Here is a 25,994-nt window from a genome sequence, read left to right as displayed (position 1 = left end):
CTCTAAGGGGGTAAATTCGCAACTGAAGTCCAGAGCCTGTCTTTTCGATGAAGGCTTTGCAAGTTATCGCGGAAGGACAAATATTGCAAATTTCTAAGATCTTCCGCTCGGGTGGATTATTTATAGGCGCTCTAAGAACCCAATCTCCCGATAATTTCAAACCATTTATATTTTGTTAACGACCTGGGAGGGAATCTTGGCGGTGAGTCTTTTTGGCTTTTATTTCAATTAAATACGCAATTTAATCCGAAGTTTTAAAAATTGACTATCATTAGATATTTTTGTACATTTTAAAAAAATTGATTGAATAATTTTACTTGTATAGTAGGTTATACAAGTAAAACCTACTCAATTTTTGGGACCAGCCATAACAAGGGAGTTCATCCTCGAATGAGCCTGACCGTTGTCACCCGAATCGACCGCCGAGACGCTGGGGAATACTCTGGGCAGCGCTCTCATGATCACCGAATTGGGACTAAGGAGCACCCGATTCCCGGTTATGTGGATCAAAGCAGGACGCACCTTAACAGCACGATTTTGGTTGCTCCTGAATGTTCTGGAATGCACCTTAAAAATGAAGCCCTCAAGCACAAGGCACGGGAACGCGCAGCGCTTAACTACGCCAAGGCCCTGAAGTCCAAGGATCCTCAGTCCATCAAACTGGCTTGGAGCGCGAAACAAGCGTGCAGGCAAAAGTATTCGCGAGGTGACGTCGTGGCGTACTCACTCCTGATCGGATTCGGATACGAAGCGCAAAAAATTATCGATCAACTGGAATACACCGAGCAAGATCGTCTATTTGTGCAGGCTGTAATGGACGTTGCCCATGCCATGGATGTCGAGGTCGTTTCATTGGTGGTGCATCGGGATGAAACTGCCACGCACTGTCAGGCTCAAACGACAGCAGTGACGTTCAAAGGTTCCAAAGTCAGGATGCAACCGAGCGACTGCGCACGACTTCAAGACATTGGTGCTAGGCCATTCGCGCATCTGGGTATCAAACGTGGAATTCAAAAAGTGGAACGCCAATCCAATGGTGATGAATGGAATAAAATTAATCATAGAACAGTGAAGCGATTGCATGAGGACCTTCCCCGAGAAATTGCCCAGAAAGAGCAAGAGTTGGCTATGATTCAGGAGATGTACCAAAAGAAACAAGCCAAGCTCGCGGTCCTGATGAAGGAATACGAGAATGCTCAATCGTTATTGCAGGAGATAGTCGCCGAGGTGGAGCGATATCATAATATCGAGGGAGAGCTAAGGGCCTGGGAAGAAGCAGTGGCAGCCCGAGAATCGAATCTCGAACGGGAAATTGAGCCGGTCCGGTTAGAATTGGCTGAAGTTAAACGGAAAGCTGAATTGTGTACGGGAGCTCTTGATGAATTGATATTCTATGCTGTGCAGGCGGACCCTGATCTGGCCAAGGAGCATTTGGATTCATATGTGGAGCGGCGAATAAAGCAAGGTTTCAACTACGAAGAGATTAATGATGCCGTAGTAGGGACGATGGTTGAGAATCAGATTGGCGAAGCCTGCAGACGAGTTGAGGAAAGGCTGAGTCATGATTCGGAGCAACTGCAATCAAAAAAATCTGGTCCCAAGTTGGGATTCTGACCTGCCGTGACGCAGGGCCCGAGGAGGGAACGGTCTGCTTCAGACGTTCCTGAGCCCCCCCGATCCCGTTGAAGTTCCCCTCAAGTGAAACTTCCAGCTCAGATATCTTTGGCTGGCGCATCCGGGGATCGTAAGTTATCCAGATAGTCGGCCCAAGCCTGCATCATTTCCTTTCTTTTGGCCAGAAAGCGAGTCCGGTTATACGCAGTCCCCAAGGCATCGGCAACGCGGTGCGCAAGCTGGTGTTCAATGACCACCGGATCAAAGCCCAGTTCCTCATGCAGCAGGGTCCGTGCGGTTGCTCGCCAGCCGTGGCCGGTCAGTTCGGTCCTGGTGTCGATGCCGAGACGCTTGTACGCTGCGTTGATGGCGGACTCGGACATTGGCCGGTCCGCCGTGCGTCCTCCGGGGAATACGTATTTTCCTTGGCCTGTGATCGGCCTGAGCTCATCCCTCAATATCTCCAGCGACTGGCGGGACAACGGAACGTGATGAGCTTCCCGCATTTTCATTTTTTCCCCAGGGATATTCCACTCGGCCTTTTCGAGGTCTACTTCCGACCATTCCATTTTTCGGAAGGTCCCTGGTCTGACGAAAACCAGGGGAAGCAGGCGTAGGGCGGCGGACACAATTTGTCCGCCCGTGAAGGCGTCTATGATGCGGAGAAATCCGGCAACCTCACCAGGAGTGGTCGGGGCCGCCATATGTGAGGGTGTCACGGGCAGCAGCGCGCCCCGCAGCGAAGGGGTGGGGTCGATGGTGAGGCGGCAGGTCGCCACCGCGTAGCGCATGACCTGGCTGATGTTTTGCAATGCCCGGTGAGCGGTTTCGATGGCGCCGCGCTTCTCTATAAGCTGAATGACCCGGAGGATGTCCGCAGGCGTGATTTCAGTGACAGGGTTCCTCCCTATATAAGGATAGATGTTTTTTTCAAGTCGGGAGACGACTCGGGCTTTATGCGCAGGGGCCTTGTTTACGAAGTGACGGCTCGTCCATTCTTCCGCGATGGCCTGGAAAGTGTTCTCCATGGCCGTCTTGGCCTCGACTTTGGCCCTTTTTTTCTCAGCCGCCGGATCCTTGCCGGAATTGATGGCACGCTTGGCTTCGTCGCGCTTGTCGCGGGCGTCTTTCAGTGACACGACCGGATAGCGCCCCAAGGATAGCTTTTTCTCCTTTCCGAGATAGCGGTATTTCAATTTCCAGGCCTTTCCACCGGCAGGTGAGACTTCAAGATACAGGCCGCCTGAATCAGCAACTTTGTAGGGCCTTTCTGACGGCTTTAGTGCCTCAATTTGTTTGATATTTAGAGCCATATGGTTCCCGTGTTCAATGGGTTCTGGGTTCGGTTCCTGTATATGGTGGGGGCCGAATTTGTATCGACGGGGGCTTTTTGGGGGCTTGGCCCGAATTTGGCCCCCGGACGGAAGTTTACACAGATTGAAGGGAAATGAAAGCAGCTGAAGAGACGGATGTATAACTGCTTGAAATAATGGAGTGTGGGTGGGGTGAAAACAAAAAAAAGCCCGCAAAAGCGGGCTGTTTTTTGTGTATTGGTAGCGAGGGAGGGAATTGAACCCCCGACACTGCGGATATGAGCCGCATGCTCTAACCGTCTGAGCTACCTCGCCGTATTCGCTTTGAGTTGCCCCGAAAGCGAAGTCGGTTAATATAGAGCAGGTTTGCAAATGGCAAGTTTTTTTTGAAGATATTTTCAGGAATAGAATATTTGCCTCTTCTGCTTGAATCGGCTATGAAATTACCTGTCCAAATTGTGAGAGTTTCACTCCTGATCCATGAGGATCAGGGCAAAACGCGAGGAGGGATCCAATGTCTGAAAACAAGCGCATGCATATTCGAAAAGATTGCCTGGTGCCTGTCCGTTATGTCTACGAAGGGCAGAACAAGACTCAGTATGCCCGTTTGATCAACTACAGCGACGGTGGCCTGTGCCTTAAAACCCGTACGCCCATCCAGAAGGACGCCAAGCTTGAGCTCTCCCTGGAAGGTTACTCCCCAGAGACATCCATGGGTGAATTCGACCGCTACCCAGTGGCTGTATGCTGGAGCAAGGAAATTCCGGAGCGCGGGTTGCCGGTTTACGAGACCGGGTTGAAATATAGAGGATAGGGCCGGTTTTCCGGCCCTTTTTTTAAGCCTTGCCGTAGAGCAGCGCAGGGGAAATCTTCGCCACTGATTCCGTGCCGGTCATGACCATGGCCTGCATCAGTTCGGTGCGAAGCGTTTCGCTGTAGGCGACAACGCCTTCGGTCAGACCGCCCATGGCCGCGATGCTGAACGGCCTGCCGACCATGACCGCGTCCGCTCCCAGCGCGAGCATCTTGAGCACGTCAGCTCCGGCCCGTATCCCGCCGTCCACGATTATTCCCAGCTTTCCTTTCATTTGCTCGGCTATGGCCGGCAATACTTCGGCTGTTCCCGGCGTGTGATCAAGCACTCGTCCGCCATGGTTAGAAACCACAATGGCATCTGCGCCGGCCTGCAGGGCCAACGCGGCGTCTTCCGGTGTCATGATGCCCTTGATGATGAACTTCACTCCGGTCCTGGCAATTATTTCCCGCAACGTGTCCACCGATTTTGGTGAAACAGGACGGCCCATTTTGCGCAAGGTGATGAGGCCGGCCGCGTCGATGTCCATTCCTACGATCGTGGCTCCACTGTCCTTGGCCTTGGCCAGTTTTTCGTAGAGTTCGGCGTCTTCCCACGGCTTGATGAAGGGAATGCCGTGTCCTCCGGCGGCCGCGATGGCAGCCAGGCCCGATTCGTGGATGACGGGCGGCACTCCGTCTCCTGTGCAACCGATGATTCCTGCCTGCCTGCTCCCGTCAATGATGGCCTTGATGTATTCCTCTTCAGTGCGTTTGCCTCCCATGTTGAATGATATGCCTCCGATGGGGGCCGCCATGACGGGCATGGACAGGTTCATTCCAAGGATGCTGGTGCTGGTGTCGGGTTCGGTGATTTCATGCACCAGACGCATGTTGAAGGTGATTTTGGCCAGGGCCTGCACGTTGGCCATGAAGGCCGATCCGGTGCCGAGTCCGCCCATGCCCGGGACTTCTCCGGCACAAGCCTTGCCGTTGCAGACGGGGCAGACACGACAGTAGCCGGTCATCAGGTCGCGGGCTGTTTTACGTACTTCCTTCATTTTTCATTCTCCCGTGGTTGAAGTGAAAACAATTTCCCTGGTATGCTTGAGGTGGTCCGTCATGGCTTCCCGGGCACGCTCCGGATCGCGCATGCTCAAGGCCTCCAGGATTTTTTGATGATCCTCCAGCGATTTGGCGCTGCGAACGGATGATTGCAGCGCTTCGTCCCGGCTTTCGCGCAGCAGTTCGTGCATCTGGTCCATGAGCAGCGTGATGGACTGGTTGCCCGTTGCGGCAGCAATGGCGTCATGAAACGCCTGATCGTAGAAATAGACGGGGAGACCATCCCGCATGTTTTTTGTGTAGGCGCTGATAAGCGACTGCATTTTTTGGAGCTCCTTTTTCGTGATGCGCTGGGCGGCCAGATGGGCGATTTGAGGTTCAAGCAGGAGGCGCAGTTCAAAGATATCGTCCAGACGGTGCCTCTCTCGTGCAAAGGCGTCTCCCATGGCCATGGCCAGGTTTGCCTGGCTGTTTTCGGCAATGTAGGTGCCTGCCCCTGGCTTGCTGATCAAAACACCGTGCTGCTCCAGGCTTTTGATTGCCTCCCGCACAGAATTTCGAGAAACTCCAAACATTATGGCAAGTTGACGCTCCGGTGGCAGGCGGTCCCCAGGTTTGAGATCGTCGTTTTGCTCCATTGTTTGCAGACGTGATGTGATTTCTTCGTAGATTCTTTTTTGTCTGATGGATATTGTCACAGTTTTTCTCCCGTGAAATTGGTCCTACCAATACGCCCGAAGCTGGTCAAAGGGCAAGTCTCCGCTTGGGGGTTGCCGAAGAGCGGGGAAAATGCTTTTTTCTTCCGTGGGAATGCAACTGGCCGAAAAACATGCAGGATCGAAAGGAGTAAAAGATGGATGGAAAACAAATTGTCGAAATATTCGAGGCTTTTTTTGAAAAATACAAGAAGACCGAGGGCGACCGGAGCAGTTGGTCGGCACATTGGACAGTGTACAACCAGGGCCACAGCTTCGAGATAAATCTGACAAAATGTCCCAAGGGAACGCGATTCAAGATCTTTTGCGACAGGAGCAAAATCGAGGAAATCGAGGGGTGGGAAGGGTTTCTTGCGAGCCTGGACCGACTGGAAAAAGCACATGCTCCGGCTTTTGAGCGTGGGGATTTTTTTACTCAGATGCAAGAGATGCTGTGATTTGTCAGGAGGCCGACTTCAAGGCCTGCGTGTCCGGGGGGAAAATCATTTCGGCTTCATGAAGGGTCAGGCTGGCTATGCCCATGTTCATCTTTTGCACGACTTCGAAGAGATCTTGAGCCTCTCCCTCGATTCCCGGCAGCAGTGCAAGGTTGAAATCCTGTTCCGCCTCGATGAAGCAGGCGCAAAAAGACAGGTAGGCGGCTTTGTTTTCGTATCCGCTGCGAACCAGTGCCGCATGGCAGTTCCCTTGAGAATTCAGCAGCAACAGGTAGTGGGCCGTGAGCAGGGTAATCCATCTGAGGTAATGGGGTTTGGCGGGTGGGGGCATGTCTCCTGCGTTTTCCAATAGCTTGTCGACGTTCACTACTGAATCCGCCATTTTGGCCGCCATGGCGCTTTCCAGGGCATTCCTCCGAAGAGTCAGATAGTTGTGGGCGAATTCGTCTAGCCCAGATGAATACTGCTTCAATTTATGAGCATAGAAAACGAAGACCATGGGGATGAAACTGGCCCAAAAGGGTGGTTCGGGTTTTTCCAGGACCATCAACGCAAGCCGGTTCGCCATTTTGGTTTCTTGATCTAGAATAATTCGCTTTTTTTCTTCCGTGCACGGTGTGTTCATCAGTGTTGTCAACTCCAGTGCGTGTATGTGCTGATTGGTGGATCAGTCGCAAAGAGGTTGATGTGGATAACTGACGGTAGATTTTTTTTCGACTTGAATCAACTCAAATCGGATTTATCTCCTGAGGATGCGCAGGCTTCGCAAAAAATTCGGATATATTGCCCTAAGAAAATGAATTTCATGTTGTATTGACGCGTGCGTGTGTGATGTCAAAGATAGCCAAGGCTTTGATTTGTGGCCATTCGCAAAGTGCGTGCGTGCAGCATGAATTGTTTTGTTCGCTTATGCAGATACATGAAGAATAATTATTCTTAAATGAAAGGGGCAACGCCGTATTGCAATACGGTATTGCCCCTTTAGATTGGTGATTGTTTAAGCGAGACCGGATTGCGGTCTTTTTTTAAGGTGTCTTTTGCGCTTTTGTGTTTAGGAGAAAATTGTGTCGGCATCCTGGCGGCGAAGATTCGTGACACAGACGTTTATTTTTTGGATGACGTGATGCAGGTCCTGGTTGTCTCCGTCCATTTCAGGAAGAAGGGCCATGCTGTATGCATTTTCGGCTTTGTTCAGGCAATTGCAGAACAGAAGATAATTCGTCTTGCTTTGGTAGCCGGCGCGGACCAACTTGGAATGGCTGTTGCCTTGCGAGGTCAGCAGCAAGCGGTAGTGGTCCACCAGGACGTTCATCCATTCCGCGAAAAGAGGCTTTGCCTGTTCCGGAATGTTGCCCACTTTTTCCAAAAGTCCGGCCACGTTGGCCGGCCTTCCGGTTTCTTCGGCTTCCAGGGCCGCTTCCAGGGCGTAACGTCGTGATTTGAGGTAGTTGTCCACGAATTCCGTCAGGCCGCTTTTGTACTGGTTCATCTTCTGCACGAAGAAAACAAAGAAGATCGGGACAAAGATCATCCAGATGGGAGGTTTGGGCTTTTCAAGAACCTGCAAGGCCAACTGGTTGGCCAACTGCGATTCATGTTCCAGAATATGCTGCTTTTTTTGGTCGGCGTTTTTTATGCTCATGGACAAGGCTGGTAATGAGTGACCTGCTTCGGGTCAAGGAGTGGTTCCTGGTGGTTCTTTCGGGCGCGTGGTTTCATCATGCTTCAAGGCACCAGAACTGCCTGCTCCCTGATTTTTTGCGGCAGCACGATGCCGAATCGCGTCATCTCATGGATGCTGAACTTGTAGGAGCCTTCTTTTGCGGAGCGTGGTGGAATTTCCGCAGGCGCGACGCCGCTGAGAATTTCCGACACTATCTGGCCGCCTGCCAGACCTTGGTCGCGACCGTTCAGTACATACCCGCCAATAGTCTTTCCCTCGCCGACCGCGAAATCCCAAAAAGCGAAAATGGGCACGGGGGCGTTGGCGCTGGCCCAGGCGATCACCTTTTCATCCGGTACGTGCTCGCCCATGCCGTTGCGCAATGTATGGTAGAGGCCGATGTAAACGGTGTCAAAGCCCTCGGATTTGGCATTCAGCAGCGCATTTTGCCAGTCTTCCAGCAATTCGAACTGTTTGAGTTCCACGCGTACCTTGCCAAGATTAAAAGACTTTTCACCCTTGAAAGCCTCGTGCAGGACGGCATCGGAAGTGGAGTCCGAGTCAAAGAGAATGAGCACCTTGGTGTCTTCCGTATTGACCAGGCGGCACATGGAGTGCAGCGAACGCTTGAGCAGGGGGCGTTCAAGAATCCCGGTCATGTTGTTGGCCGGAAAGAGGCCGTAATCTCTGGGATTGCGGTTGAGCCCCACGTAAACAACCGGAATCGATTTGTTTTTGAGGTGCGGACCCAGATACTTGGCCGCATTGTCGTCGCAGAGGATGATCAGGTCAGGCCGGCTTGACGTCAGGTGACGCAAGGCTTCTTTTGCTCGCTCCTCGTGCTGGGTTTTGGGCAGGCGCTTGGTATTCAGATAGAAATGATCGAGAGTCGCGTTTTGGGGCAAGGTGTCCAAAAGGCCGCTGGTCAAACTTTGCTCCCAGGCGTACTCCTTGTGATAGCTGTGAACGATGCTTATTGTTAGAGTTGCAGCAGCGTCGGATGTTGCATTGCACATTATGAGCATTGTCAAGAACAGCTTCAGCATATCCGCCTCCCGTGGAACGCTTTGATATTCTTTTAAAATTATCACGGGTCGGAGGAAAGAACAACATGATTCCTTCCGTGACGAGTTTTCAGGCTTTTTTTGGTTCCGATCAGGATGTTTCGGAAAGCAAATCACATGGACCTGCACAGGCTGGTCATATTTTCGGCATCACAAAATTTGAATTATCAGGCTGTGTTATTTTGTCGCTGCTTCTGCATGTTTTCGGTGGCTGGATTGCTGATTTTCGGCCTGTGCAGGAGTTGATTCAGGACAGGCTCATTCTTTTGGACATTGTCACGCCCGCCCCAACCCCTCCTGCCGAGCCGCTAGTCGCGCCTGCTCCTGTCGAGGTCCCTGTGGCCGAGACGGAACGGTCGGTTCCAGTTCCTTCCCCGGATGTAAAAATGTCCGCGCCTGTAACCCACGAACGCCCGGTTCATAGCAATGTTTCGGAGAAAACCATGCCGGAAGAAACCGTGCCCCGCGCAAACCCGAAATCTCGCGTCCAGAACGTGTCAGCGCCGGAAGTCGTGCATGATCCCGTTCCTGTGTCTCGGACGGTCGCCAAGAGTGCCGTGCCGATAGGGCAAGTCGTTCCTCGCGCCGGAGTGACCGTGCTGGCCAATGAATCGGGACAAGACGCCCTCAAACATGGCGCGGAATCACGCTTCATGCATGGCGTGGCCACGGAGGAATTCGTGGAGGAGAATTACATCGGCGAATATTCCATGGGCAAGGCCGGGAAGGTTTGGATCGAGGATGATCGTGCGGGAAGCGGACATCTCATCCTGCATGCCGAGTCCATGGGGCTAAGACGTCCGCTTTTTCGGTTCAACCGCTTCATCTATGTCTACGGAAAAAATCCTGGTTCTCCGGAACCCATTCTAGGGTCGGTGACTTTCTTTTCCGACGGCTATCACATCCACCAGTTTTTATGGCAGCACAACTCGACACACGCCTATTTTCCACGCCGTGACTGAAAACATTGCCTCGCAGCTTGCATGTATCGAAACGTCGCCTGAACAGAAAATTAATCGAAGTCATTTTTTAGGAAGCTTGCACTTCTGAGTGTAGCGTCTTGCGCTTCAGTCATTTGAAACGAAGAAGCGCTAGTGTTACGATTTTAAGATGTGTAATATTTTTCAGGTACGACGCATGTGAAAAAGTTAACAAGTCGCACGCTGTCCATGTTGTGGCGAACAGATTATCGCGATCATGATTTTCGATCCAAAGTCCGTTGACATATCAAGAAATTTAAGGATATCTGATCGCTCGTGAAAAAAAGGCCGAAGTCTCTGCACGCTATTACCTTTTTGAAGGAGGAGGGTATGAGTCTTAGCAGACGTGAGTTCGTAAAACTGTGCTCCGCAGGTGTCGCCGGATTGGGAATTTCCCAGATTTATCATCCGGGCATCGTGCACGCCATGACCGAAGGGGCCAAAAAAGCTCCGGTCATCTGGGTACAGGGACAGGGTTGTACTGGTTGCTCCGTTTCTCTTCTCAATGCAGTCCATCCCAGAATCAAGGAGATTCTGCTGGATGTGATCAGCCTTGAGTTCCATCCCACCGTCATGGCAAGTGAAGGTGAGATGGCATTGGCGCACATGTACGAAATTGCTGAAAAGTTTAACGGCAACTTTTTCTTGCTGGTGGAAGGTGCCATCCCCACCGCCAAGGAAGGTCGCTACTGCATTGTCGGTGAAACTCTGGATGCCAAGGGGCATCATCATGAAGTCACCATGATGGAACTGATCCGGGATCTGGCACCCAAGTCCCTGGCCACCGTGGCCGTGGGCACTTGTTCCGCTTACGGAGGCATTCCCGCCGCCGAAGGCAACGTCACCGGCTCCAAGAGTGTGCGTGACTTCTTTGCCGATGAGAAGATCGAAAAACTGCTGGTCAACGTGCCCGGATGTCCGCCCCATCCGGACTGGATGGTCGGCACGCTGGTTGCCGCATGGAGCCACGTCCTGAATCCCACCGAGCATCCCCTGCCCGAACTGGATGATGACGGACGTCCTATGCTGTTCTTCGGCGACAACATCCACGAGAACTGTCCGTATCTTGATAAATACGACAACTCCGAATTCGCGGAAACCTTCACCAAGCCCGGTTGCAAGGCCGAACTTGGCTGCAAGGGTCCGTCCACCTATGCCGATTGCGCCAAGCGTCGCTGGAACAACGGCATCAACTGGTGTGTCGAGAACGCCGTGTGTATCGGCTGTGTGGAACCGGACTTTCCGGACGGAAAGTCTCCTTTCTATGTAGCGGAATAATCAAGGAGGACGCACGTGTCACAAGCAGCTACTCCCGCAGCTGACGGGAAAGTTAAGATTTCCATCGATCCGTTGACCCGGGTTGAAGGTCATCTCAAGATTGAGGTTGAAGTCAAGGACGGCAAGGTCGTCGATGCCAAGTGTTCCGGCGGAATGTTCCGCGGGTTCGAGCAGATTCTGCGCGGCCGCGATCCCAGGGATTCTTCCCAGATCGTACAGCGTATCTGCGGCGTGTGCCCCACGGCGCACTGTACGGCTTCCGTCATGGCCCAGGACGACGCCTTCGGCGTCAAAGTAACCACCAACGGCCGCATCACCCGTAACCTGATCTTCGGCGCCAACTATCTGCAGTCTCATATTCTGCATTTCTATCACCTGGCCGCCCTGGATTACGTCAAGGGTCCTGATGTCTCTCCCTTTGTTCCCCGTTACGCCAATGCGGATCTTTTGACGGATCGCATCAAGGACGGGGCCAAGGCCGATGCAACCAACACCTACGGCTTGAACCAGTACCTGAAGGCGCTTGAAATCCGCCGCATCTGTCATGAGATGGTCGCCATGTTCGGCGGTCGCATGCCTCATGTTCAGGGCATGGTCGTGGGCGGTGCAACCGAGATTCCCACGGCGGACAAAGTCGCGGAATACGCGGCCCGCTTCAAGGAAGTCCAGAAGTTCGTGATCGAGGAATATCTGCCTCTGATCTACACCCTGGGTTCCGTTTACACGGATCTGTTCGAGACCGGCATCGGCTGGAAGAACGTCATCGCCTTCGGCGTTTTCCCCGAAGACGATGATTACAAGACCTTCCTGCTCAAGCCTGGCGTATATATCGACGGCAAGGACGAGGAATTCGATTCCAAGCTGGTCAAGGAATATGTCGGACATTCCTTCTTTGACCATTCCGCTCCCGGCGGCCTGCACTACAGCGTCGGTGAAACGAATCCCAACCCGGACAAACCCGGTGCGTACAGCTTCGTCAAGGCTCCCCGTTACAAGGACAAGCCCTGCGAAGTCGGTCCGCTGGCCCGCATGTGGGTCCAGAACCCCGAGCTCAGCCCCGTTGGCCAGAAACTGCTCAAGGAACTTTACGGCATCGAAGCCAAGAACTTCCGCGATCTGGGCGACAAGGCTTTCTCCATCATGGGCCGCCACGTGGCTCGTGCTGAAGAAACCTGGCTTACCGCAGTGGCCGTTGAAAAATGGCTCAAGCAGGTTCAGCCCGGAGCCGAGACCTACGTCAAGTCCGAGATTCCGGACGCCGCAGAAGGCACCGGATTCACGGAAGCTCCCCGCGGCTCACTGCTGCACTTCCTGAAGATCAAGGACAAGAAGATCGAGAACTATCAGATCGTGTCCGCGACTCTCTGGAACGCCAACCCCAGGGATGACATGGGACAGCGCGGCCCGATCGAGGAAGCCCTCATCGGTGTGCCGGTTCCCGACATCAAGAATCCCGTTAATGTGGGGCGCCTGGTGCGCTCCTACGACCCGTGACTGGGCTGTGCCGTGCACGTGCTGCACGCTGAGACCGGTGAAGAACACGTTGTCAACATTGACTAACGCGGATTGACTGAACCATGAAGGGCCGGGAAACCGGCCCTTTTTTTTAGTGCGCCCGGCATGGAAGTCATGAATGCGACTGACGCCGGGAGAACGTTGGATCTGGAGAACATGGCATGAAACGACTTTTGGTTCTTGGAGTGGGCAATCTGCTTCTGACTGACGACGGCGCTGGTGTGCACGCGGTCAAGGATCTTGCTCTGGAGGAGGAATGGGATCCGGAAAAGGTCGATTTCCTGGATGGGGCCACCTTCACGCAGGATATTTTTTATATTTTTCAGGAATATGAGCGTGTGCTTGTCCTTGATACCGTCAAGGGCGGGCGGGAACCGGGGACGGTCTATCGTTTCACGGAAGACAATTTGCGGGACAATTATCAGCAGCGCCTGTCCCTTCACGACATCGATCTTCTCGATTCCCTGAAAATGGCCGAGTTGCTGGGCAACAAGCCGGAACTCATGGTCATCGGTATCGAACCGCTGACAATCAGCGAATGGTCCATGGAGCTTTCCGAGCCGGTCAAGGAGAAGTATCCGCGGTTTCTTGAAGCCGCTCGGCGAGAGATCCGCACTCTGCTGTCCTGACGGCATGAAAAAAGGCTCCACCGTTATGCGGGGGAGCCTTCTTTTTCTTGGTCGGACGGAATGGTCTACTGCTTCGGAGCCGGAGCCGTCTGGGCAGGAGCCTCTGGGGCTGCTGCGCCTTCGAAATCCACACGCATTTCCTCGGTCAATTCTTCGAGCTTGGGCACGACACCCTGCATGTAGGTGCGGGCCACGGTCATGCTCTGCTGCATGAGTTCGGGCATCTTGGCGGTGACCTTCTTGCCCAGATCGGATTTGTAGAAGTCGACCAGACCCTTGGTTTCTTCCTCGGTGAAAACGGAGGTGTAGAGATCCAGATACTGCGTCTTAACCTTTTCCCAGGACATGTCTTCCTTCAGGATGGCGTCGAAGCGGGCTGAGTATTTTTCCAGCTTGGGTTTGTCGGCTTCCTGGATGTTCATCTGGGACGCGATCTGCTGGAAGATCATGGTCACTTGGGCTTTCATCTTTTCCATGACCGTGTCGCCGTCGGTGATCTTGATCAGCTCTTCGGCCAGTGCCCGATGTTCTTTTTCTCCGCTGTAGGCGGTGCTGCAAGCAAGTACGAAGCAAACAATAAAAATCATTTTTTTCAACATGTTGTCTCCTTGGCGGACAAAGGGGGCGATCCGTTTGCGCGGGTTGAACCGAAGCATGGCGGGATCTTGCCGTAAGAATGTTATGGCGGACATCGCCAGGACCGTGAATTCCTAGTGCAAGCCATCTCGGATTACAAGGGCTCAGGGCTCGTAAACAAGCCCGAAGCCATCGTCATCGAAGAGTCATGATCAGGACTGTGGATACACAAATCCGCAGCTCTGATCACGGGCTGTTTTCTAAAGCTGGATCGTGACCGCCGACGCGGCGTTCTTGGCCTTTTCCAGCGCTTTTTCCAGGCTTTCGTCTCGGGCAAGGGCCACACCCATGCGCCGCTTGCCGCTGACCTCTGGTTTGCCGAAAAGGCGCAAATCCGTATCCGGTTCGCTTAAGGCCGCCTCAAGATTTCCGAACAGCACCTGCCGCGATTCGCCTTCAACCAGAATGACACTGGAGGCGGCGGGGCCATGCTGGCGGATGTTTGGCACGGGCAGGCCGAGGATGGCGCGGGCGTGCAGCGCGAACTCCGAAAGGTCCTGGGAGATGAGCGTGACCAGTCCCGTATCGTGGGGGCGGGGGGAGACCTCGCTGAAGTAGACGGTGTCGCCCTTGATGAAGAGTTCCACGCCAAAGATTCCCCGTCCGCCCAGGGCTTCGGTCACGGATTGGGCCATCCGCCTGGCCTCGGTCAGGGCCGCCTCGTTCATGGGCTGCGGCTGCCAGGATTGCTGGTAGTCTCCATCTTTCTGGAAATGGCCGATAGGGGCGCAAAAGGATGTGCCTCCGGCGTGGCGCACGGTGAGCAGCGTGATTTCGTAGTCGAAATCGACGAATCCTTCGACGATGACCTTGCCCTTGCCCGTGCGTCCGCCTTCCTGGGCGTATTTCCAGGATTTCTCGGCGTCGGCCGGGATCCTCACCACGGATTGCCCCTTGCCGGAGGAGCTCATGATGGGCTTGACCACGCACGGGGTGCCCACGGCTTCCACTGCGGCCAGGTATTCTTCGTAGGTCTCGGCAAAGCGGTAGGGCGAGGTGGCAAGGCCCAGTTCCTCGGCGGCCAGACGCCGGATGCCTTCACGGTTCATGGTCAGTTTCGCCGCGCGGGCCGTGGGGATGACGGTGTGGCCTTCGGCTTCCAGTTCCACCAGGGTGTCGGTGGCGATGGCTTCGATTTCAGGGACGATGTAGTCCGGTTTTTCATCCTCGATGATCCTGCGCAGAGCCGGCCCGTCCAGCATCGAGACGGTGTGGCTGCGATGCGCGACCTGCATGGCCGGGGCGTTTTCGTAGCGATCCACGGCTATGACTTCAACGCCAAGCCGCTGCAGTTCTATGACAACTTCCTTGCCCAGTTCGCCGGAACCGAGCAGAAGAACTTTGGTGGATGATGGGGAGAGGGGGGTGCCTATTTGTGCCATTTTTTCCTCGGTGGGGTTGATGTATCAGGGTGCCCGCCACGTAGCCTATCTCGTTTTGTTTGACCAGAGCCGGGTGGGGATAAGGCTTGACGCATGCCCGCGCCCCAAGCAATAGACCAGGACTTTCCCACGATTTGGAGGATCAATGAATAAATTCGTGCTGTCGGTCATCGGCAAAGACAAGCCGGGCATCCTGGCAAAAATATCGACCATCCTGTTCACCCATGGCTGCAACATCGAAGATGTCAGCCAGACCATCCTGCAAACCGAGTTTGCTTCTATCTTCATCGTTCTCAATCCGGACGACCATCCGCTGGATGAAATCGGGAGCAGTCTGAACGCCGCCCTTGAGGACATGGAGCTCAGCGCCCATCTGCGCCCCATGGCGGCTTCGGCACCGGTTGCGGTTTCCGCCGCGCAGCCCTTCGTCATAACCACCAGGGGCGTGGACAAGCCCGGCACCATCGCCGCCGTGACCGAGGCCATCGCCTCGCTTGCCTGCAACGTGGTTCACTTCCGGGCCATCATCACCCAGGATGACGGCGTGGACGAGATGATCATGATCTTCGAGGTCGATGTCCCCTCGGGTGTGGAGCATCGCCATCTGCGGCGGGTCATGCAGGAGACCTGTTCCAAATTCGGCCTTGACGTCTCGGTCCAGCACCGCGACATTTTTGAAACGATTCATAGAGTTTAGGAGACCAGGCATGCTCAACGACCGCGAGGTTCTTTCCACCCTGTCCATGATCAAGAACGAGAATCTGGACGTACGCACAGTGACCCTTGGCATCAGCCTGCTCGACTGCGCTTCCCACGATCTGTCCAGATTTACCGACACCATATATAAACGGATAACGACCCTGGCCAGGGATCTGGTCACGGTGTGCGACGAAGTTGGCGACCGTTACGGCATTCCCGTGGTCAACAAGCGCATTTCGGTCAGCCCCATCGCCGTGGCCGCCGCTCCCTTCGACAGCCGTGGCATGGTCGAGGTGGCCAAGACCCTGGATCAGGCCGCCAAGGACGTGAACGTCGATTTCATCGGCGGATTCGGGGCACTGGTCGAAAAAGGGATGGCCAAGGGCGATCTGGCGCTCATCGACGCCATTCCCGAAGCCCTGGACGTCACCCACCGCATGTGCTCGTCCATCAACGTAGCCACCACCCGGGCCGGCATCAACATGGACGCCGTGGCGCTCATGGGGCGGACCATCAAGGCTGCCGCCGCGCGCACGGCCGACCGCGACGGCTTGGGCTGCGCCAAGCTCGTCGTCTTCGCCAACATCCCCGAGGACGTGCCGTTCATGGCCGGGGCCTATCTGGGCATTGGCGAGGCCAGTTCCGTCATCAACGTCGGGGTCAGCGGACCGGGCGTGGTCAAGAAGGCCATCGATCGCGCCTTGCAGGACAATCCGGGGGCGCATCTGGGAGAGCTGGCGGACGTGATCAAGCGCACCGCCTACAAGGTCACCCGCGTGGGCGAGATCATCGGCCGCGAAGTGGCACGCATCCTGGCCGTGGAGTTCGGCATCGTGGACCTGTCCCTGGCTCCGACCCCCAATGTCGGCGACAGCGTGGGCGAGATCTTCCAGTCCCTGGGCCTGGGCGCCATCGGTGTGCCCGGTTCCACGGCAGCGCTGGCCATGCTCAACGACGCAGTCAAGAAAGGCGGCGCCTTCGCCAGTTCCCGCGTGGGCGGCCTGAGCGGCGCTTTCATTCCGGTCAGCGAGGATCTGAACATCGCGGCCGCCGCCTCGGCCGGACATCTTTGTCTTGAAAAGCTCGAAGCCATGACCGCTGTGTGTTCCGTGGGCCTCGACATGGTGGCCTTGCCGGGCGACACCACGGCCGAGACCCTGTCCGCGATCATCGCCGACGAAATGGCCATCGGCATGATCAACAAGAAGACCACGGCGTGTCGCCTCATTCCCGTTCCCGGGAAGAAGGCCGGCGACCGGGTCCACTTCGGGGGATTGCTGGGCGAGGCAGAAATCATGTCCGTGCGCAGCAACGGTGTTTCGGCTGGATTCATCAATCGGGGTGGAGGCATCCCGGCACCCTTGCAGGCTCTTATCAACTGAGTTTGAGTCTGACGCCTTGTCCGGCTGAGATTTGTGGCCTGAAAAAGGCATTTTGCGGCGAGTGCCGCTTGGGAGGCATCTATGGAATCAAAAGACGTATTCGGAAAGGATCGCTTGGCTGCGGGGCTTGCCGCCTGCACCATCCTGCTTCTTTTTGTCTTTTTTTACGCCCTGCATCAGAATGTGGCCGGGCTTGGCAGGGAGATCGACGAGCTCAAATCGCTGAACAGCGCCGTGCTGGACCTCGATGCCCGGCATGCCACGCTGGACGGCAAGGTGACTGAACTTGGTACGCTCCCGAGACGGACATCGCTCATGACCATGGAGAATCAAGTCAAGGCCATGGCGCATGCCGCCGAGGACCTGGACCAGCGCCTGGATGGGAAACATCGCGACAAGCTCGCGGCCATCCGCCTGATGTTGCAGGAGATTGGCGAGGATCTTCATTCGGCCAAGTGAATAATGAAATAAAGTTGGCAAAGAGGCCCGCAAGCGAAAGTTTGCGGGCCTCTTTGCGTTCATTTTCAAGGGAACAGGGTCGCTTTGACCAGAAAGGCGGTATAGCCGACATAGCAGGCCAGCAGGGCCATGCCCGCATAGCGGTTGATGCGTCCGGGGCGTTTGAATCTGAAACCAATGACGAAAAGGGACAGGGTCAGGGCGGTCATGACCGGCAGATCGCGCGTGATGACATCCGGTTCGACATCCATGGGATGGATGACACCGGCAATACCCACCACGGCCAGGGTGTTGAAAAGGTTGGAGCCAAGCACATTACCGAGGGCAATGTCGTGTTCGCCCTTGCGGCTTGCGATTATCGAGGACGCCAGTTCCGGAAGCGAGGTGCCGAGCGCCACGACGGTCAGGCCTATGACAAGATCGCTCACGCCGAGGGCGTGGGCGATCTCCACCGCGCCCCAGACCAGAAGGCGGGAGCTGGCGATGAGCAGCACAAGGCCCGTGGCCAGCCAGAAGTAGGCGCGGCCCAGCGGCATGCACTTTGCGCACAGTTCCTCTCCCATCTCGTCCCCGAAGGCGTCGGGCTGGGTCTGCATGCCCTGACGCACGGTCCAGAACATGACCCCGGCAAAAAAAGCCAGCATGATCAGTGCGTCGGAGCGGGAGAGGGTGCCTTCGTGAATGAGATATGCCGTAACGGCGGTCATTGCCGTGAGCAGGGGCAATTCCTTGCGCAGCACCTGGGAGTGGATCTCGATGGGTTTGAGCAGGGCCGTGAAACCGAGGATGAGCGCAATATTTGTAATGTTCGAACCAAAGGCGTTGCCCAGGGCTATGCCGGGAGTTCCGTTCACGGCGGCCAGCGCGGAGACGACCATCTCCGGGGCTGAAGTCCCGAATCCGACGATGATCATGCCGATGAGCAGCGGTGGCATGGAGAAGTGGCGTGCGACACTGGCCGCGCCGTCGATGAAATGGTCCGCGCTCCAGACAAGCACGGCAAGTCCGACACAAAGGGCGAGAAAAGCGATAAACATGTGACACCGTATTCGCTAAAAATTGATCCGGACGCCTTGGATCCCGGATGATGGCAGGGCGACAGGCCACGTCACCCTGAAGCATGAGCCTGATATCATGTCGCGAAAAAAAGGCGAGGTCCAGACGTCATTTTCGACGGCGCCCATGGCTTTCCGAAGACCGGGGTTTTACGGGAGTATTCTGAGCAAAACAGTTGAGTTTAAAACCCATTTCAGATTTCTGTTTACAAAAAATCGATAATTGAATAGGCGTTCCGTTTAAGCAGGCTTTTGACGGGAAAAAGCTGCCTTGCGTTGTTGTTTTGTGGGGATGGATGCTTGAGTGAAGCATCCTGTCTTTAGTTGCGTCAAACCGGAGCACAAGGACACTGTCTTGAAAAAACGTTACGTACCCATCACCATTGTCTGCGGTATGTTGGCGCTTCTGGCCCTCGGCGGTCAGTTTGCACCAGCCCCATCGGAAGAGCTGCCCGTTCGTCTTCGGTTGGACAACAAGGGCGGCGATGTTGTCTTCACCCATTCTCGTCACGTGCAATACGTTGAAAAAGATGGTGGCAACTGTGCCAAATGCCATCATGAGAGTGAAAATCCAGGTTTGACTCCGCTGCCGTGTGGCTCATGTCATGCGACGGAATTTGATGCGAAGTTCTCTTCGGACCACCAGACCAGTCTGCCCGAGGAGACCTGCGCGCGTTGTCATCATGCCGAACTGGGCAAGCTTGTCTACAGTCATGACGACCATGCTGAGCAGTATGCTTCGAGCTGCACCGATTGCCATCACGACACGGACATCGAGGCCGAGCCGGGTGCTTGCAACCAGTGTCATGGCGAAAAAGCAGATGGCGACACGCCCGCCTTGCGCGATGCCGTACATGCCAAGTGCGAAAGCTGTCATGCCGAGATGTATGAGGAAAAATTGGAAGGTTGTAACGAATGTCATGAATTGCTGCCCGGTAAGGCTGGAAGCCTCCAGCCGTCCTGCAATTCCTGCCACTTCGATACTGACGCCACGCCCTTGCCGCATCGCATGGAGTCGTTTCACGATCAGTGCATGACGTGTCACGAAGAGGCCGGCAAAGGACCTTTTGGCGAAAAATCGTGTACCCGCTGTCATACCAGGTAAGACCATCATGATGAAACTACGCCTGAACACCTCGGTTGAGATCAAGGACACTCTGCAGGAAGTGCCGGCCCCCTTGCGGGTCAGGATTCCTATTGAGAGCAAACACAAACCCGTTGTAAAAAAGAAGCAGATTTTGGGGCGCGGCCAGGTCATCGCGGAAAATCCCACCAAGGGCGCTTACGGAATCGGCTTTGTGCATTCTTCCATTGATGGCATCGTCGAGGACATTCAGCCCGACGCCATCATCATAGGCCCCATCCCCGCGCCCAAGGAAGGGGAGGAGGCCGTGGCCGCTCCGAGGCCCGAGCCATGTAGCGAGCTGGATTCTCTCGGCAACGAGGAACTGTGCCGCAAGCTGCTGGAAATGGGCGTGGATACGAGCAGGTTTCACGCGACGCGCAACCTGATCATAAACGGCCTCAATCCCGAGCCCGGAGTGCTGGTCAGCGAGCAGCTCATGAAGGACGCTCAGGAAGTCCTGAAAGCCGGTCTCCAGATTCTGGAACGGGCCATCAAGCCCGGAGTGGTGAAACTGGTCGTCGCCAACGGCAAGCAGCTTTCCCTGCATGGCTGCACCACAGTCTATGCCAGCGACGTTTACCCGGCCACCATCGATCCCCTTGTCGTTTACGCCGCTACCGGAGCCGAAAGACCGGACAATGTCGATGTCATCTCGGTTTCGGCCCTGTACCGGATCGGTCTTGTGGCCATGACCAAGCTGCCTCTCATGGAAGCCGCCGTCAGTGTCGGCGAGAAGGTTTACCGCGTGCCAACAGGCATGACGGTGCAGGATCTGCTGGACACTACAGGGACGGCGTACGGAACAGAATGGAAGCTGGCCTTGAACGGTCCCATGCGCGGTGTTGCCGTGAGTGATCTTGGCGTAGGCATCGCACCCACCTGCACCGCCGTGACCCTGGTTCAGGAAGGGCTCTATCCTCCGGTACAGCCCAATCCCTGCATCAACTGCGGCGAGTGTGTTCTGGCCTGTCCCGCCCGGATTCATCCCGGGATGCTCTCCCGGTATGCCGAATTCAATATGTTTGAAAGTACTCAATCACAGCATGTCGGAGCTTGTTTTGAATGTGGCATGTGTACTTTCGTGTGTCCGGCCAATCGTCCCGTGATGCAGTATCTGCTTCTTGCCAAGAAGCAGTTGGCAGCTCAGGACGAAGCAGTGTCTACATGCAGATTGCAGGACTGATGCTTCCCGCGTCGTTTCAATCAGTCATGAACAAGGAAGGATAAAAACACATGGCAAGCCAGGATATTTCAAAGAAAATGTATTCCGTTGCTTCGGCTCCGCTGTGGCATTCCGGAGCAACACTACAAAAAAACATGCTTCATACGCTGCTGGCAATTTTGCCGGTGGTGGCGATGGCTGTGTATCGTTACGGTTATGATGCGGTAGTGGTCATGGCGTGGGCCGGGTTCACCGCCGTGGTCACGGAAGCCGTCGTGCAGAAGCTCATGAAGCAGGCGCCGACCTCTGACGATTTCAGCGCACTGGTGGATGGTCTGCTCTTTGCCTTCTTGCTTCCGGCCACTGCCCCTGCGTGGATGGTCATTCTCGGGACCGCGTTCATGGTCATCCTCGGGCGCATGGTCTTCGGCGGATATGGCGGCAGTCCGGTCTGCGCTCCGGCTCTGGGTTGGGCCGTGCTGGCCATCTCCTGGCCGGATCTCGTTGACCTGAACGGGATGCTTCTCAAATGGGACCTCATCGAACCATTGAGCGAACTCAAGTACTTCGGCCTTGATGCCATCTCCTCGGTCACTCCCATGAGCCTTCTGTTGGGAGAGAATCTCGGGGCCCTGGGCGCGTCCCAGGCTCTGATGATCGTCATCGGAGGAGCCTACCTCATGTCCAGAGGGCTGGTGCGCTGGTTCATTCCGGTATCCTTTCTGGCCGGTGTTCTAGTGGCTGGGTTTGTCTACAATTTCATCGATCCCCAGCTTTACGCATCCCCGGTCTTTCACCTGCTTTCCGGTAGCACCCTGCTGGCGGCATTTTTCCTGATGCCTTATCCGTCTTCCTCCCCAACGTGGCGCTTGCCGATGTTGCTGTTCGGCTTTTTCGGCGGTGTGATGGTGATCATCATCCGCACGTATGGCATCTATCCCGATGGCGTGCCCTTTGCGATTTTGCTGGCAAATCTCTGCACGCCGCTTTTTGATCTTATTCAACCCAAGCCCTTCGGCGGGAGGTAGCACGGTATGATGGAAATTGTACGAATGGTGGTTGTGCTTTCCGCCATCACCGGTCTTGCGGGTTTCGTCCTCTCCGGGCTCAAGGTCTGGACTACTCCCATCATCGAGGAACAGGTCCTGACCAATGTCCAGGGCCCGGCTTTGAAGCAGATTTTTTTGCAGGGCGACAATGATCCCATTGCCGATCGCAAGAAATTGCCCATGCCCGGCAATGAAGACGAGACCATTATCGTCTTCCCCTCCCTGAAGGGTGGCAAATTGCAGGCCGTGGCCATGGAAGCGTCCGGAAAAGGTTATGGCGGCGACGTGAACGTGATCGTCGGGTTTGACGTTGCAGCGGATAATCTCGTCGGAATCAGCGTCACCACCCACAAGGAAACGCCCGGGCTTGGTTCGCGCATTCAGGAACCTGCCTTTACCAAACAGTTCAAGGCCAAGGATCCGGCGAAAGCCGCCCTTAAAAAGGATGGCGGCGACATCGACGCCATTTCAGGCGCGACATTCTCATCCATTGCCGCGGCTGATGCTGTGAAGCAGGCCGCCGGATGGTATGCGGCCCTCAAGGATACGATCAAAACCACGTGGTAGTCGGCTAGCGATCATCCCAAGGAGAATTTTTATGGCCAGTTTAATGAAAGAATTCACCAAAGGACTGTGGAATGAACTTCCTCCGTTCCGCTTGGTGCTGGGTTTGTGTCCTGTCTTGGCCGTCACCAATACCGCCAACAATGGTCTTGGCATGGGTGCCGCGGTCATCTTCGTTCTCGCTCTTTCCAACTTCATCATTTCCCTGGTGCGCAACATCATTCCCAAAAAGGTGCGCATCGTCTGTTTCATCGCGATTTCCGCCTCCCTGGTCGTTACCGTGGAACTTCTCATGCAGGCATTTGCATATCCGCTTTACCAGCAGCTGGGCATCTTTGTTCCCCTTATCGTCGTCAACTGCATCATCCTTGGCCGGGCTGAAGCGTTCGCCGCCAAGAATCCCCCCCATCTGGCCCTGGCCGACGGGTTGGGGATGGGCATCGGTTTCACCTTGTCCCTGACTTTCCTGGGGGGCATTCGCGAGACCTTCGGTGCCGGTTCCCTGTTCGGAGTTAATCTGTTCGGACCGGACTTTCAGCCTTTCACCTTCATGGTCCAGGCGCCCGGAGCGTTTGTCTGCCTCGGGCTCATTCTCGCAGGCATGAATTTTCTGACTGCCTGGCAGGCCAAACGCAAGGGTGTTGTCCTGGATCCCAATTTCGATGCTGGTTGTTCCGGGTGCGCTGCCTGCAAGGGCCTGGAAAAAATCGTCAACCAAAAAAAGCTGGAACGGCTTGAAGCAGCCAAGGGCTAACAACGGGAGTGACGGCTTATGGATACTTTTCTGCTTTTTATCTCGGCCATCTTTGTCAACAACATAGTTTTGGCCCAATACCTCGGCAACTGTCCCTATCTGGGCTGTTCCAAGGAAAAAAGCGTGTCGATCGGGATGGGCGGTGCCGTAATTTTCGTGACCATCATGGCCACGATGTTCACCTTTCTCATCCAGAAATTTGTCCTGATTCCTTTTCACCTTGCCTACCTGCAGACCATCGTCTTCATTCTGGTCATTGCGGCGTTGGTGCAGTTCGTGGAAATGTTTTTGAAGAAAATGGTTCCACCGTTGTACAAGGCTCTGGGTATTTTTCTGCCCCTCATCACCACCAACTGCGCGGTGTTGGGTGTGGCCATTCTGGTACAGCGTAAAGAATACGATTTCGTGACCTCGCTGCTTTATGCCGTCGCGGCTGGAACCGGTTTCATGCTGGCTCTTGTTTTGCTCGCGGGAATTCGCGAGCGTTTCGAGATCACGCGGATTCCTCGGGCCATGCGCGGTGTTCCCATAGGCCTGGTCATGGCTGGACTCATGTCACTGGCATTCATGGCGTTCAAGGGTATGATAGCCTAAGGTGGAGATTTCTTTATGATTACTGTATCCGTTTTGACACTTTTCAGCTTGGGGTTCGCGTCGGCTGGTATTTTGGCCATTGCGTCCAAAGTCTTGTATGTCGAAGAGGACCCGCGCATCGAGGTTGTCACTGAGGCTCTGCCCGGCGCCAACTGCGGCGGCTGTGGATTCGCAGGTTGCGAAGCATACGCTGCCGCAGTCATCAATGACCCCGACATGCCACCCAACAAATGTTGCGCCGGCGGTCCCGATGTCGCCACCAGAGTGGCGGAGCTTACCGGCAAGGCTGCCGGCGACTCCGAACCAGAGGTCGCTTTCCGGCGCTGTATCAAGGTCGAAGGCAATGTCGCCAAAAAGTTCGAGTACTTCGGCATTGAAAGTTGTGCCGCTGCGAAGCTGGTGCAGGATGGCCCTGACGCCTGCAAGTATTCCTGCCTCGGATTCGGGGATTGTGTTCGCGCATGTCCCTTTGACGCCATGTGGATCGAGAATGATCTGGTTCATATCGCTCCGGATAAATGCACCAGCTGCGGCACGTGCGTGCGGACCTGTCCAAACTCGATTCTCGAACTCATTCCCAGACGCTCACGCGTGATGGTTTTCTGTTCGTCCCAGGACAAGGGCAAGGCCGTCAAGGATGTCTGTGAAGTCGGATGCATCAGCTGTGGCGCCTGCATCAAGAAATGCCCGGCCCAGTGCATCTCCCTGGTCGATGAGCGCATCTTCATCGATCACAAGGCGTGTCTGGCCTATGGTCCCTCTTGCGAGGAAGTGTGTGTGGAGAAATGTCCTCGCAATATCCTGCGTTGCCTGAATCCCGAGTTGATGTCGGCAGCGCCCGACATGGATCCCGCGCGTTATCCTGAAGAATCACATGTCGCGGACCTGAACGCCTAACCCACGCCACAGAATCGGAGCATAACAATGAAGCATGGGACCCACACTCAAGACCGCCGTGACTTTCTGAAAAAACTGGCTGTGCTCGCTGGCGGGGCAGCCCTGGCTCCCGCATTGCGCGTGGTTCCGGCCATGGCTGCCGTCGGCCTGGTCACGACCACCGAAAAGCGCATGCTCATGGGCACCATTGTCGGCATGACCGTCATGACGCCGAGCACGAATCAGGGGCAGGAAGCCATCGGCCGCGCCTTTGATGAAATGAACCGTTTGATCGGCATTTTGAGCCGATTTGATTCAAATACCGCCCTGTCCGTCCTGAATGTTCACGGACGTCTTTCCGGATCTCCGCAGGAACTGCTTGATGTCATGGCCCACGGGCGCACGTTGCACCGTCAATCCGGCGGACGTTTCGACATGACTGTCGCACCTGTGGTCAATCTCATGGAGCGTTCCAAGGGGCGGCCGGACGCGCGGGAACTCAAAGAAGCCTTGGCTCTGGTTGATACCGGCCGCTTGCGGCAGACCGGATCCGATCTGAAGTTCGCCGCTTCCGGTATGGGCGCGACTCTTGATGGTATCGCCAAAGGATACATAGCCGACTGCGCGGCGGACACGCTCAAGTCGCTCGGTGTCGCCCATTACATGATCGACGCCGGCGGAGACATCCGTGTCCAGGGTTCACCCAAGGGTGACGGCCGTCCGTGGCGCATCGCCATCGAAGATCCGGACAAGCAGGGTGACTATCCTGCCGTGATCGAAATGCGTTCCGGTGCGGTAGCCACTTCCGGCGGCTATGAAGTCTATTTTGATTCTTCCCGCAAATCGACCCATCTGATCAATCCCGAGACGGGCACTTCCCCGCAGTATATCAAGAGCGTCAGTGTTCAGGCGCCCACGGTCATGCAGGCTGACGGTCTGGCCACGGCGCTGAGTCTCATGTCTCCGCGTGAAGCCTTGCGCCTGACGTCTTCCCTGCCTGGTCATTCCTGTCTGCTGGTGACCTCCACCGGTGCACGTCTTGCATCTCCAGAGTGGAGTTAACAGCCAAAGATTATTGATTTTATCGATCACAAGAGCCGGCGAAAGCCGGCTTTTTTTTAGCAAATCGATGCCCCGATTCCATCCTGTCCGGCGTTTCTACGGGTTTCCTCCCTTTATCCCGACGTGTT

General features: G+C 55.3%; 27 protein-coding genes and 1 tRNA gene. 18 read left to right on the top strand and 10 right to left on the bottom strand.

What is annotated here, in order from left to right:
- The first annotated feature begins 390 nt into the window (after nt 1–390).
- Complete coding sequence (locus tag H4684_RS05910; RefSeq protein WP_192623142.1) at nt 391–1,614, top strand: hypothetical protein; 1,224 nt, start codon at nt 391–393, stop codon at nt 1,612–1,614.
- 98 nt (nt 1,615–1,712) lie between these two features.
- On the opposite strand, the gene H4684_RS05905 is transcribed toward H4684_RS05910, so the two are convergent.
- Together H4684_RS05905 and H4684_RS05900 are read right to left on the bottom strand one after the other, a co-directional pair.
- Complete coding sequence (locus H4684_RS05905) at nt 1,713–2,927, bottom strand: tyrosine-type recombinase/integrase (protein ID WP_192623141.1); 1,215 nt, start codon at nt 2,925–2,927, stop codon at nt 1,713–1,715.
- Nucleotides 2,928–3,165: 238 nt separating this feature from the next.
- Nucleotides 3,166–3,242, bottom strand: a tRNA-Met gene (locus tag H4684_RS05900).
- A gap of 199 nt (nt 3,243–3,441) precedes the next feature.
- Between H4684_RS05900 and H4684_RS05895 the strand changes: the two genes are divergently transcribed.
- Nucleotides 3,442–3,741 (top strand): PilZ domain-containing protein, encoded by a 300-nt coding sequence (locus tag H4684_RS05895; RefSeq protein WP_092192893.1) that lies wholly within the window; start codon nt 3,442–3,444, stop codon nt 3,739–3,741.
- A gap of 22 nt (nt 3,742–3,763) precedes the next feature.
- On the opposite strand, the gene H4684_RS05890 is transcribed toward H4684_RS05895, so the two are convergent.
- Nucleotides 3,764–4,780, bottom strand: coding sequence for an alpha-hydroxy-acid oxidizing protein (locus H4684_RS05890; protein ID WP_192623140.1), 1,017 nt, complete (start codon nt 4,778–4,780; stop codon nt 3,764–3,766).
- Between the two features lie 3 nt (nt 4,781–4,783).
- Nucleotides 4,784–5,482: a FadR/GntR family transcriptional regulator gene (locus tag H4684_RS21110; RefSeq protein WP_192623139.1), complete on the bottom strand. Its 699-nt coding sequence runs from the start codon at nt 5,480–5,482 to the stop codon at nt 4,784–4,786.
- Between the two features lie 155 nt (nt 5,483–5,637).
- Here H4684_RS21110 and H4684_RS05880 point away from each other — a divergent pair, with 155 nt between their 5' ends.
- Nucleotides 5,638–5,937: a hypothetical protein gene (locus H4684_RS05880; protein ID WP_092192887.1), complete on the top strand. Its 300-nt coding sequence runs from the start codon at nt 5,638–5,640 to the stop codon at nt 5,935–5,937.
- 4 nt (nt 5,938–5,941) lie between these two features.
- On the opposite strand, the gene H4684_RS05875 is transcribed toward H4684_RS05880, so the two are convergent.
- The 3 genes from H4684_RS05875 to H4684_RS05865 all read right to left on the bottom strand — a co-directional run bounded on the left by H4684_RS05875 (nt 5,942) and on the right by H4684_RS05865 (nt 8,529).
- Nucleotides 5,942–6,562 carry an NF038143 family protein gene (locus H4684_RS05875; RefSeq protein WP_192623138.1) on the bottom strand — a complete coding sequence of 207 codons (621 nt, stop codon included), beginning with the start codon at nt 6,560–6,562 and terminating at the stop codon, nt 5,942–5,944.
- A 426-nt stretch (nt 6,563–6,988) separates the two neighbouring features.
- Nucleotides 6,989–7,579: an NF038143 family protein gene (locus H4684_RS05870; RefSeq protein ID WP_192623137.1), complete on the bottom strand. Its 591-nt coding sequence runs from the start codon at nt 7,577–7,579 to the stop codon at nt 6,989–6,991.
- Between the two features lie 83 nt (nt 7,580–7,662).
- A complete protein-coding gene (locus H4684_RS05865) occupies nt 7,663–8,529 on the bottom strand; it encodes an ABC transporter substrate-binding protein (RefSeq protein ID WP_192623136.1) in 867 nt (288 codons plus the stop codon).
- Nucleotides 8,530–8,657: 128 nt separating this feature from the next.
- Here H4684_RS05865 and H4684_RS05860 point away from each other — a divergent pair, with 128 nt between their 5' ends.
- The 4 genes from H4684_RS05860 (at nt 8,658) to hysD (ending at nt 13,066) form a co-directional block, all read left to right on the top strand.
- On the top strand, nt 8,658–9,626 hold the full coding sequence (locus H4684_RS05860) for a hypothetical protein (RefSeq protein ID WP_192623135.1): 969 nt from the start codon (nt 8,658–8,660) through the stop codon (nt 9,624–9,626).
- Between the two features lie 348 nt (nt 9,627–9,974).
- Nucleotides 9,975–10,922 (top strand): NiFeSe hydrogenase small subunit, encoded by a 948-nt coding sequence (hysB, locus tag H4684_RS05855; RefSeq protein WP_092192877.1) that lies wholly within the window; start codon nt 9,975–9,977, stop codon nt 10,920–10,922.
- Between the two features lie 15 nt (nt 10,923–10,937).
- A complete protein-coding gene (gene hysA / locus H4684_RS05850; protein ID WP_092192875.1) occupies nt 10,938–12,482 on the top strand; it encodes a NiFeSe hydrogenase large subunit HysA in 1,545 nt (514 codons plus the stop codon).
- 116 nt (nt 12,483–12,598) lie between these two features.
- A complete protein-coding gene (hysD, locus tag H4684_RS05845; RefSeq protein WP_092192873.1) occupies nt 12,599–13,066 on the top strand; it encodes a NiFeSe hydrogenase maturation protease in 468 nt (155 codons plus the stop codon).
- A gap of 65 nt (nt 13,067–13,131) precedes the next feature.
- Here hysD and H4684_RS05840 read toward each other — a convergent pair whose 3' ends face one another.
- Complete coding sequence (locus H4684_RS05840) at nt 13,132–13,665, bottom strand: DUF2059 domain-containing protein (RefSeq protein ID WP_161949152.1); 534 nt, start codon at nt 13,663–13,665, stop codon at nt 13,132–13,134.
- 237 nt (nt 13,666–13,902) lie between these two features.
- Nucleotides 13,903–15,084 carry a formate-dependent phosphoribosylglycinamide formyltransferase gene (purT, locus tag H4684_RS05835; protein WP_092192869.1) on the bottom strand — a complete coding sequence of 394 codons (1,182 nt, stop codon included), beginning with the start codon at nt 15,082–15,084 and terminating at the stop codon, nt 13,903–13,905.
- A 145-nt stretch (nt 15,085–15,229) separates the two neighbouring features.
- Here purT and H4684_RS05830 point away from each other — a divergent pair, with 145 nt between their 5' ends.
- From H4684_RS05830 to H4684_RS05820, 3 genes are all read left to right on the top strand, one after another.
- A complete protein-coding gene (locus H4684_RS05830) occupies nt 15,230–15,781 on the top strand; it encodes a glycine cleavage system protein R (protein ID WP_192623134.1) in 552 nt (183 codons plus the stop codon).
- Between the two features lie 10 nt (nt 15,782–15,791).
- Entirely contained in the window at nt 15,792–17,165 is a 1,374-nt protein-coding gene (locus H4684_RS05825; protein WP_092192865.1) for a PFL family protein, read from the top strand.
- 81 nt (nt 17,166–17,246) lie between these two features.
- Nucleotides 17,247–17,624 (top strand): hypothetical protein, encoded by a 378-nt coding sequence (locus H4684_RS05820; RefSeq protein ID WP_092192863.1) that lies wholly within the window; start codon nt 17,247–17,249, stop codon nt 17,622–17,624.
- Between the two features lie 65 nt (nt 17,625–17,689).
- On the opposite strand, the gene H4684_RS05815 is transcribed toward H4684_RS05820, so the two are convergent.
- Nucleotides 17,690–18,661 carry a calcium/sodium antiporter gene (locus H4684_RS05815; RefSeq protein ID WP_092192861.1) on the bottom strand — a complete coding sequence of 324 codons (972 nt, stop codon included), beginning with the start codon at nt 18,659–18,661 and terminating at the stop codon, nt 17,690–17,692.
- A 373-nt stretch (nt 18,662–19,034) separates the two neighbouring features.
- Here H4684_RS05815 and H4684_RS05810 point away from each other — a divergent pair, with 373 nt between their 5' ends.
- From H4684_RS05810 to H4684_RS05775, 8 genes are read left to right on the top strand one after another with little or no spacing between them, the layout of a single operon-like run.
- A complete protein-coding gene (locus H4684_RS05810) occupies nt 19,035–19,784 on the top strand; it encodes a cytochrome c3 family protein (RefSeq protein ID WP_092192859.1) in 750 nt (249 codons plus the stop codon).
- Between the two features lie 7 nt (nt 19,785–19,791).
- Nucleotides 19,792–20,988: a 4Fe-4S dicluster domain-containing protein gene (locus H4684_RS05805; RefSeq protein WP_092192857.1), complete on the top strand. Its 1,197-nt coding sequence runs from the start codon at nt 19,792–19,794 to the stop codon at nt 20,986–20,988.
- Between the two features lie 50 nt (nt 20,989–21,038).
- Complete coding sequence (locus tag H4684_RS05800; RefSeq protein ID WP_092192854.1) at nt 21,039–21,995, top strand: RnfABCDGE type electron transport complex subunit D; 957 nt, start codon at nt 21,039–21,041, stop codon at nt 21,993–21,995.
- A gap of 6 nt (nt 21,996–22,001) precedes the next feature.
- Nucleotides 22,002–22,583 (top strand): RnfABCDGE type electron transport complex subunit G, encoded by a 582-nt coding sequence (gene rnfG, locus H4684_RS05795; RefSeq protein ID WP_092192852.1) that lies wholly within the window; start codon nt 22,002–22,004, stop codon nt 22,581–22,583.
- Nucleotides 22,584–22,614: 31 nt separating this feature from the next.
- On the top strand, nt 22,615–23,334 hold the full coding sequence (gene rsxE, locus H4684_RS05790) for an electron transport complex subunit RsxE (RefSeq protein WP_092192850.1): 720 nt from the start codon (nt 22,615–22,617) through the stop codon (nt 23,332–23,334).
- 18 nt (nt 23,335–23,352) lie between these two features.
- Nucleotides 23,353–23,928 (top strand): electron transport complex protein RnfA, encoded by a 576-nt coding sequence (locus H4684_RS05785; protein ID WP_092192848.1) that lies wholly within the window; start codon nt 23,353–23,355, stop codon nt 23,926–23,928.
- A 15-nt stretch (nt 23,929–23,943) separates the two neighbouring features.
- Nucleotides 23,944–24,825, top strand: coding sequence for an RnfABCDGE type electron transport complex subunit B (rnfB, locus tag H4684_RS05780; RefSeq protein WP_192623133.1), 882 nt, complete (start codon nt 23,944–23,946; stop codon nt 24,823–24,825).
- A 27-nt stretch (nt 24,826–24,852) separates the two neighbouring features.
- Nucleotides 24,853–25,866, top strand: a complete 1,014-nt coding sequence (locus H4684_RS05775; RefSeq protein WP_192623168.1) for an FAD:protein FMN transferase — start codon at nt 24,853–24,855, stop codon at nt 25,864–25,866.
- Nucleotides 25,867–25,994 lie beyond the last annotated feature (128 nt).

The organism is Desulfomicrobium macestii, from assembly GCF_014873765.1.
In the GTDB taxonomy this organism is placed as follows: Bacteria; Desulfobacterota; Desulfovibrionia; order Desulfovibrionales; family Desulfomicrobiaceae; genus Desulfomicrobium; species Desulfomicrobium macestii.
The sequence above is the reverse complement of the archived record's forward strand: the minus strand, read 5'-3'. Positions and strand labels throughout refer to the sequence as shown.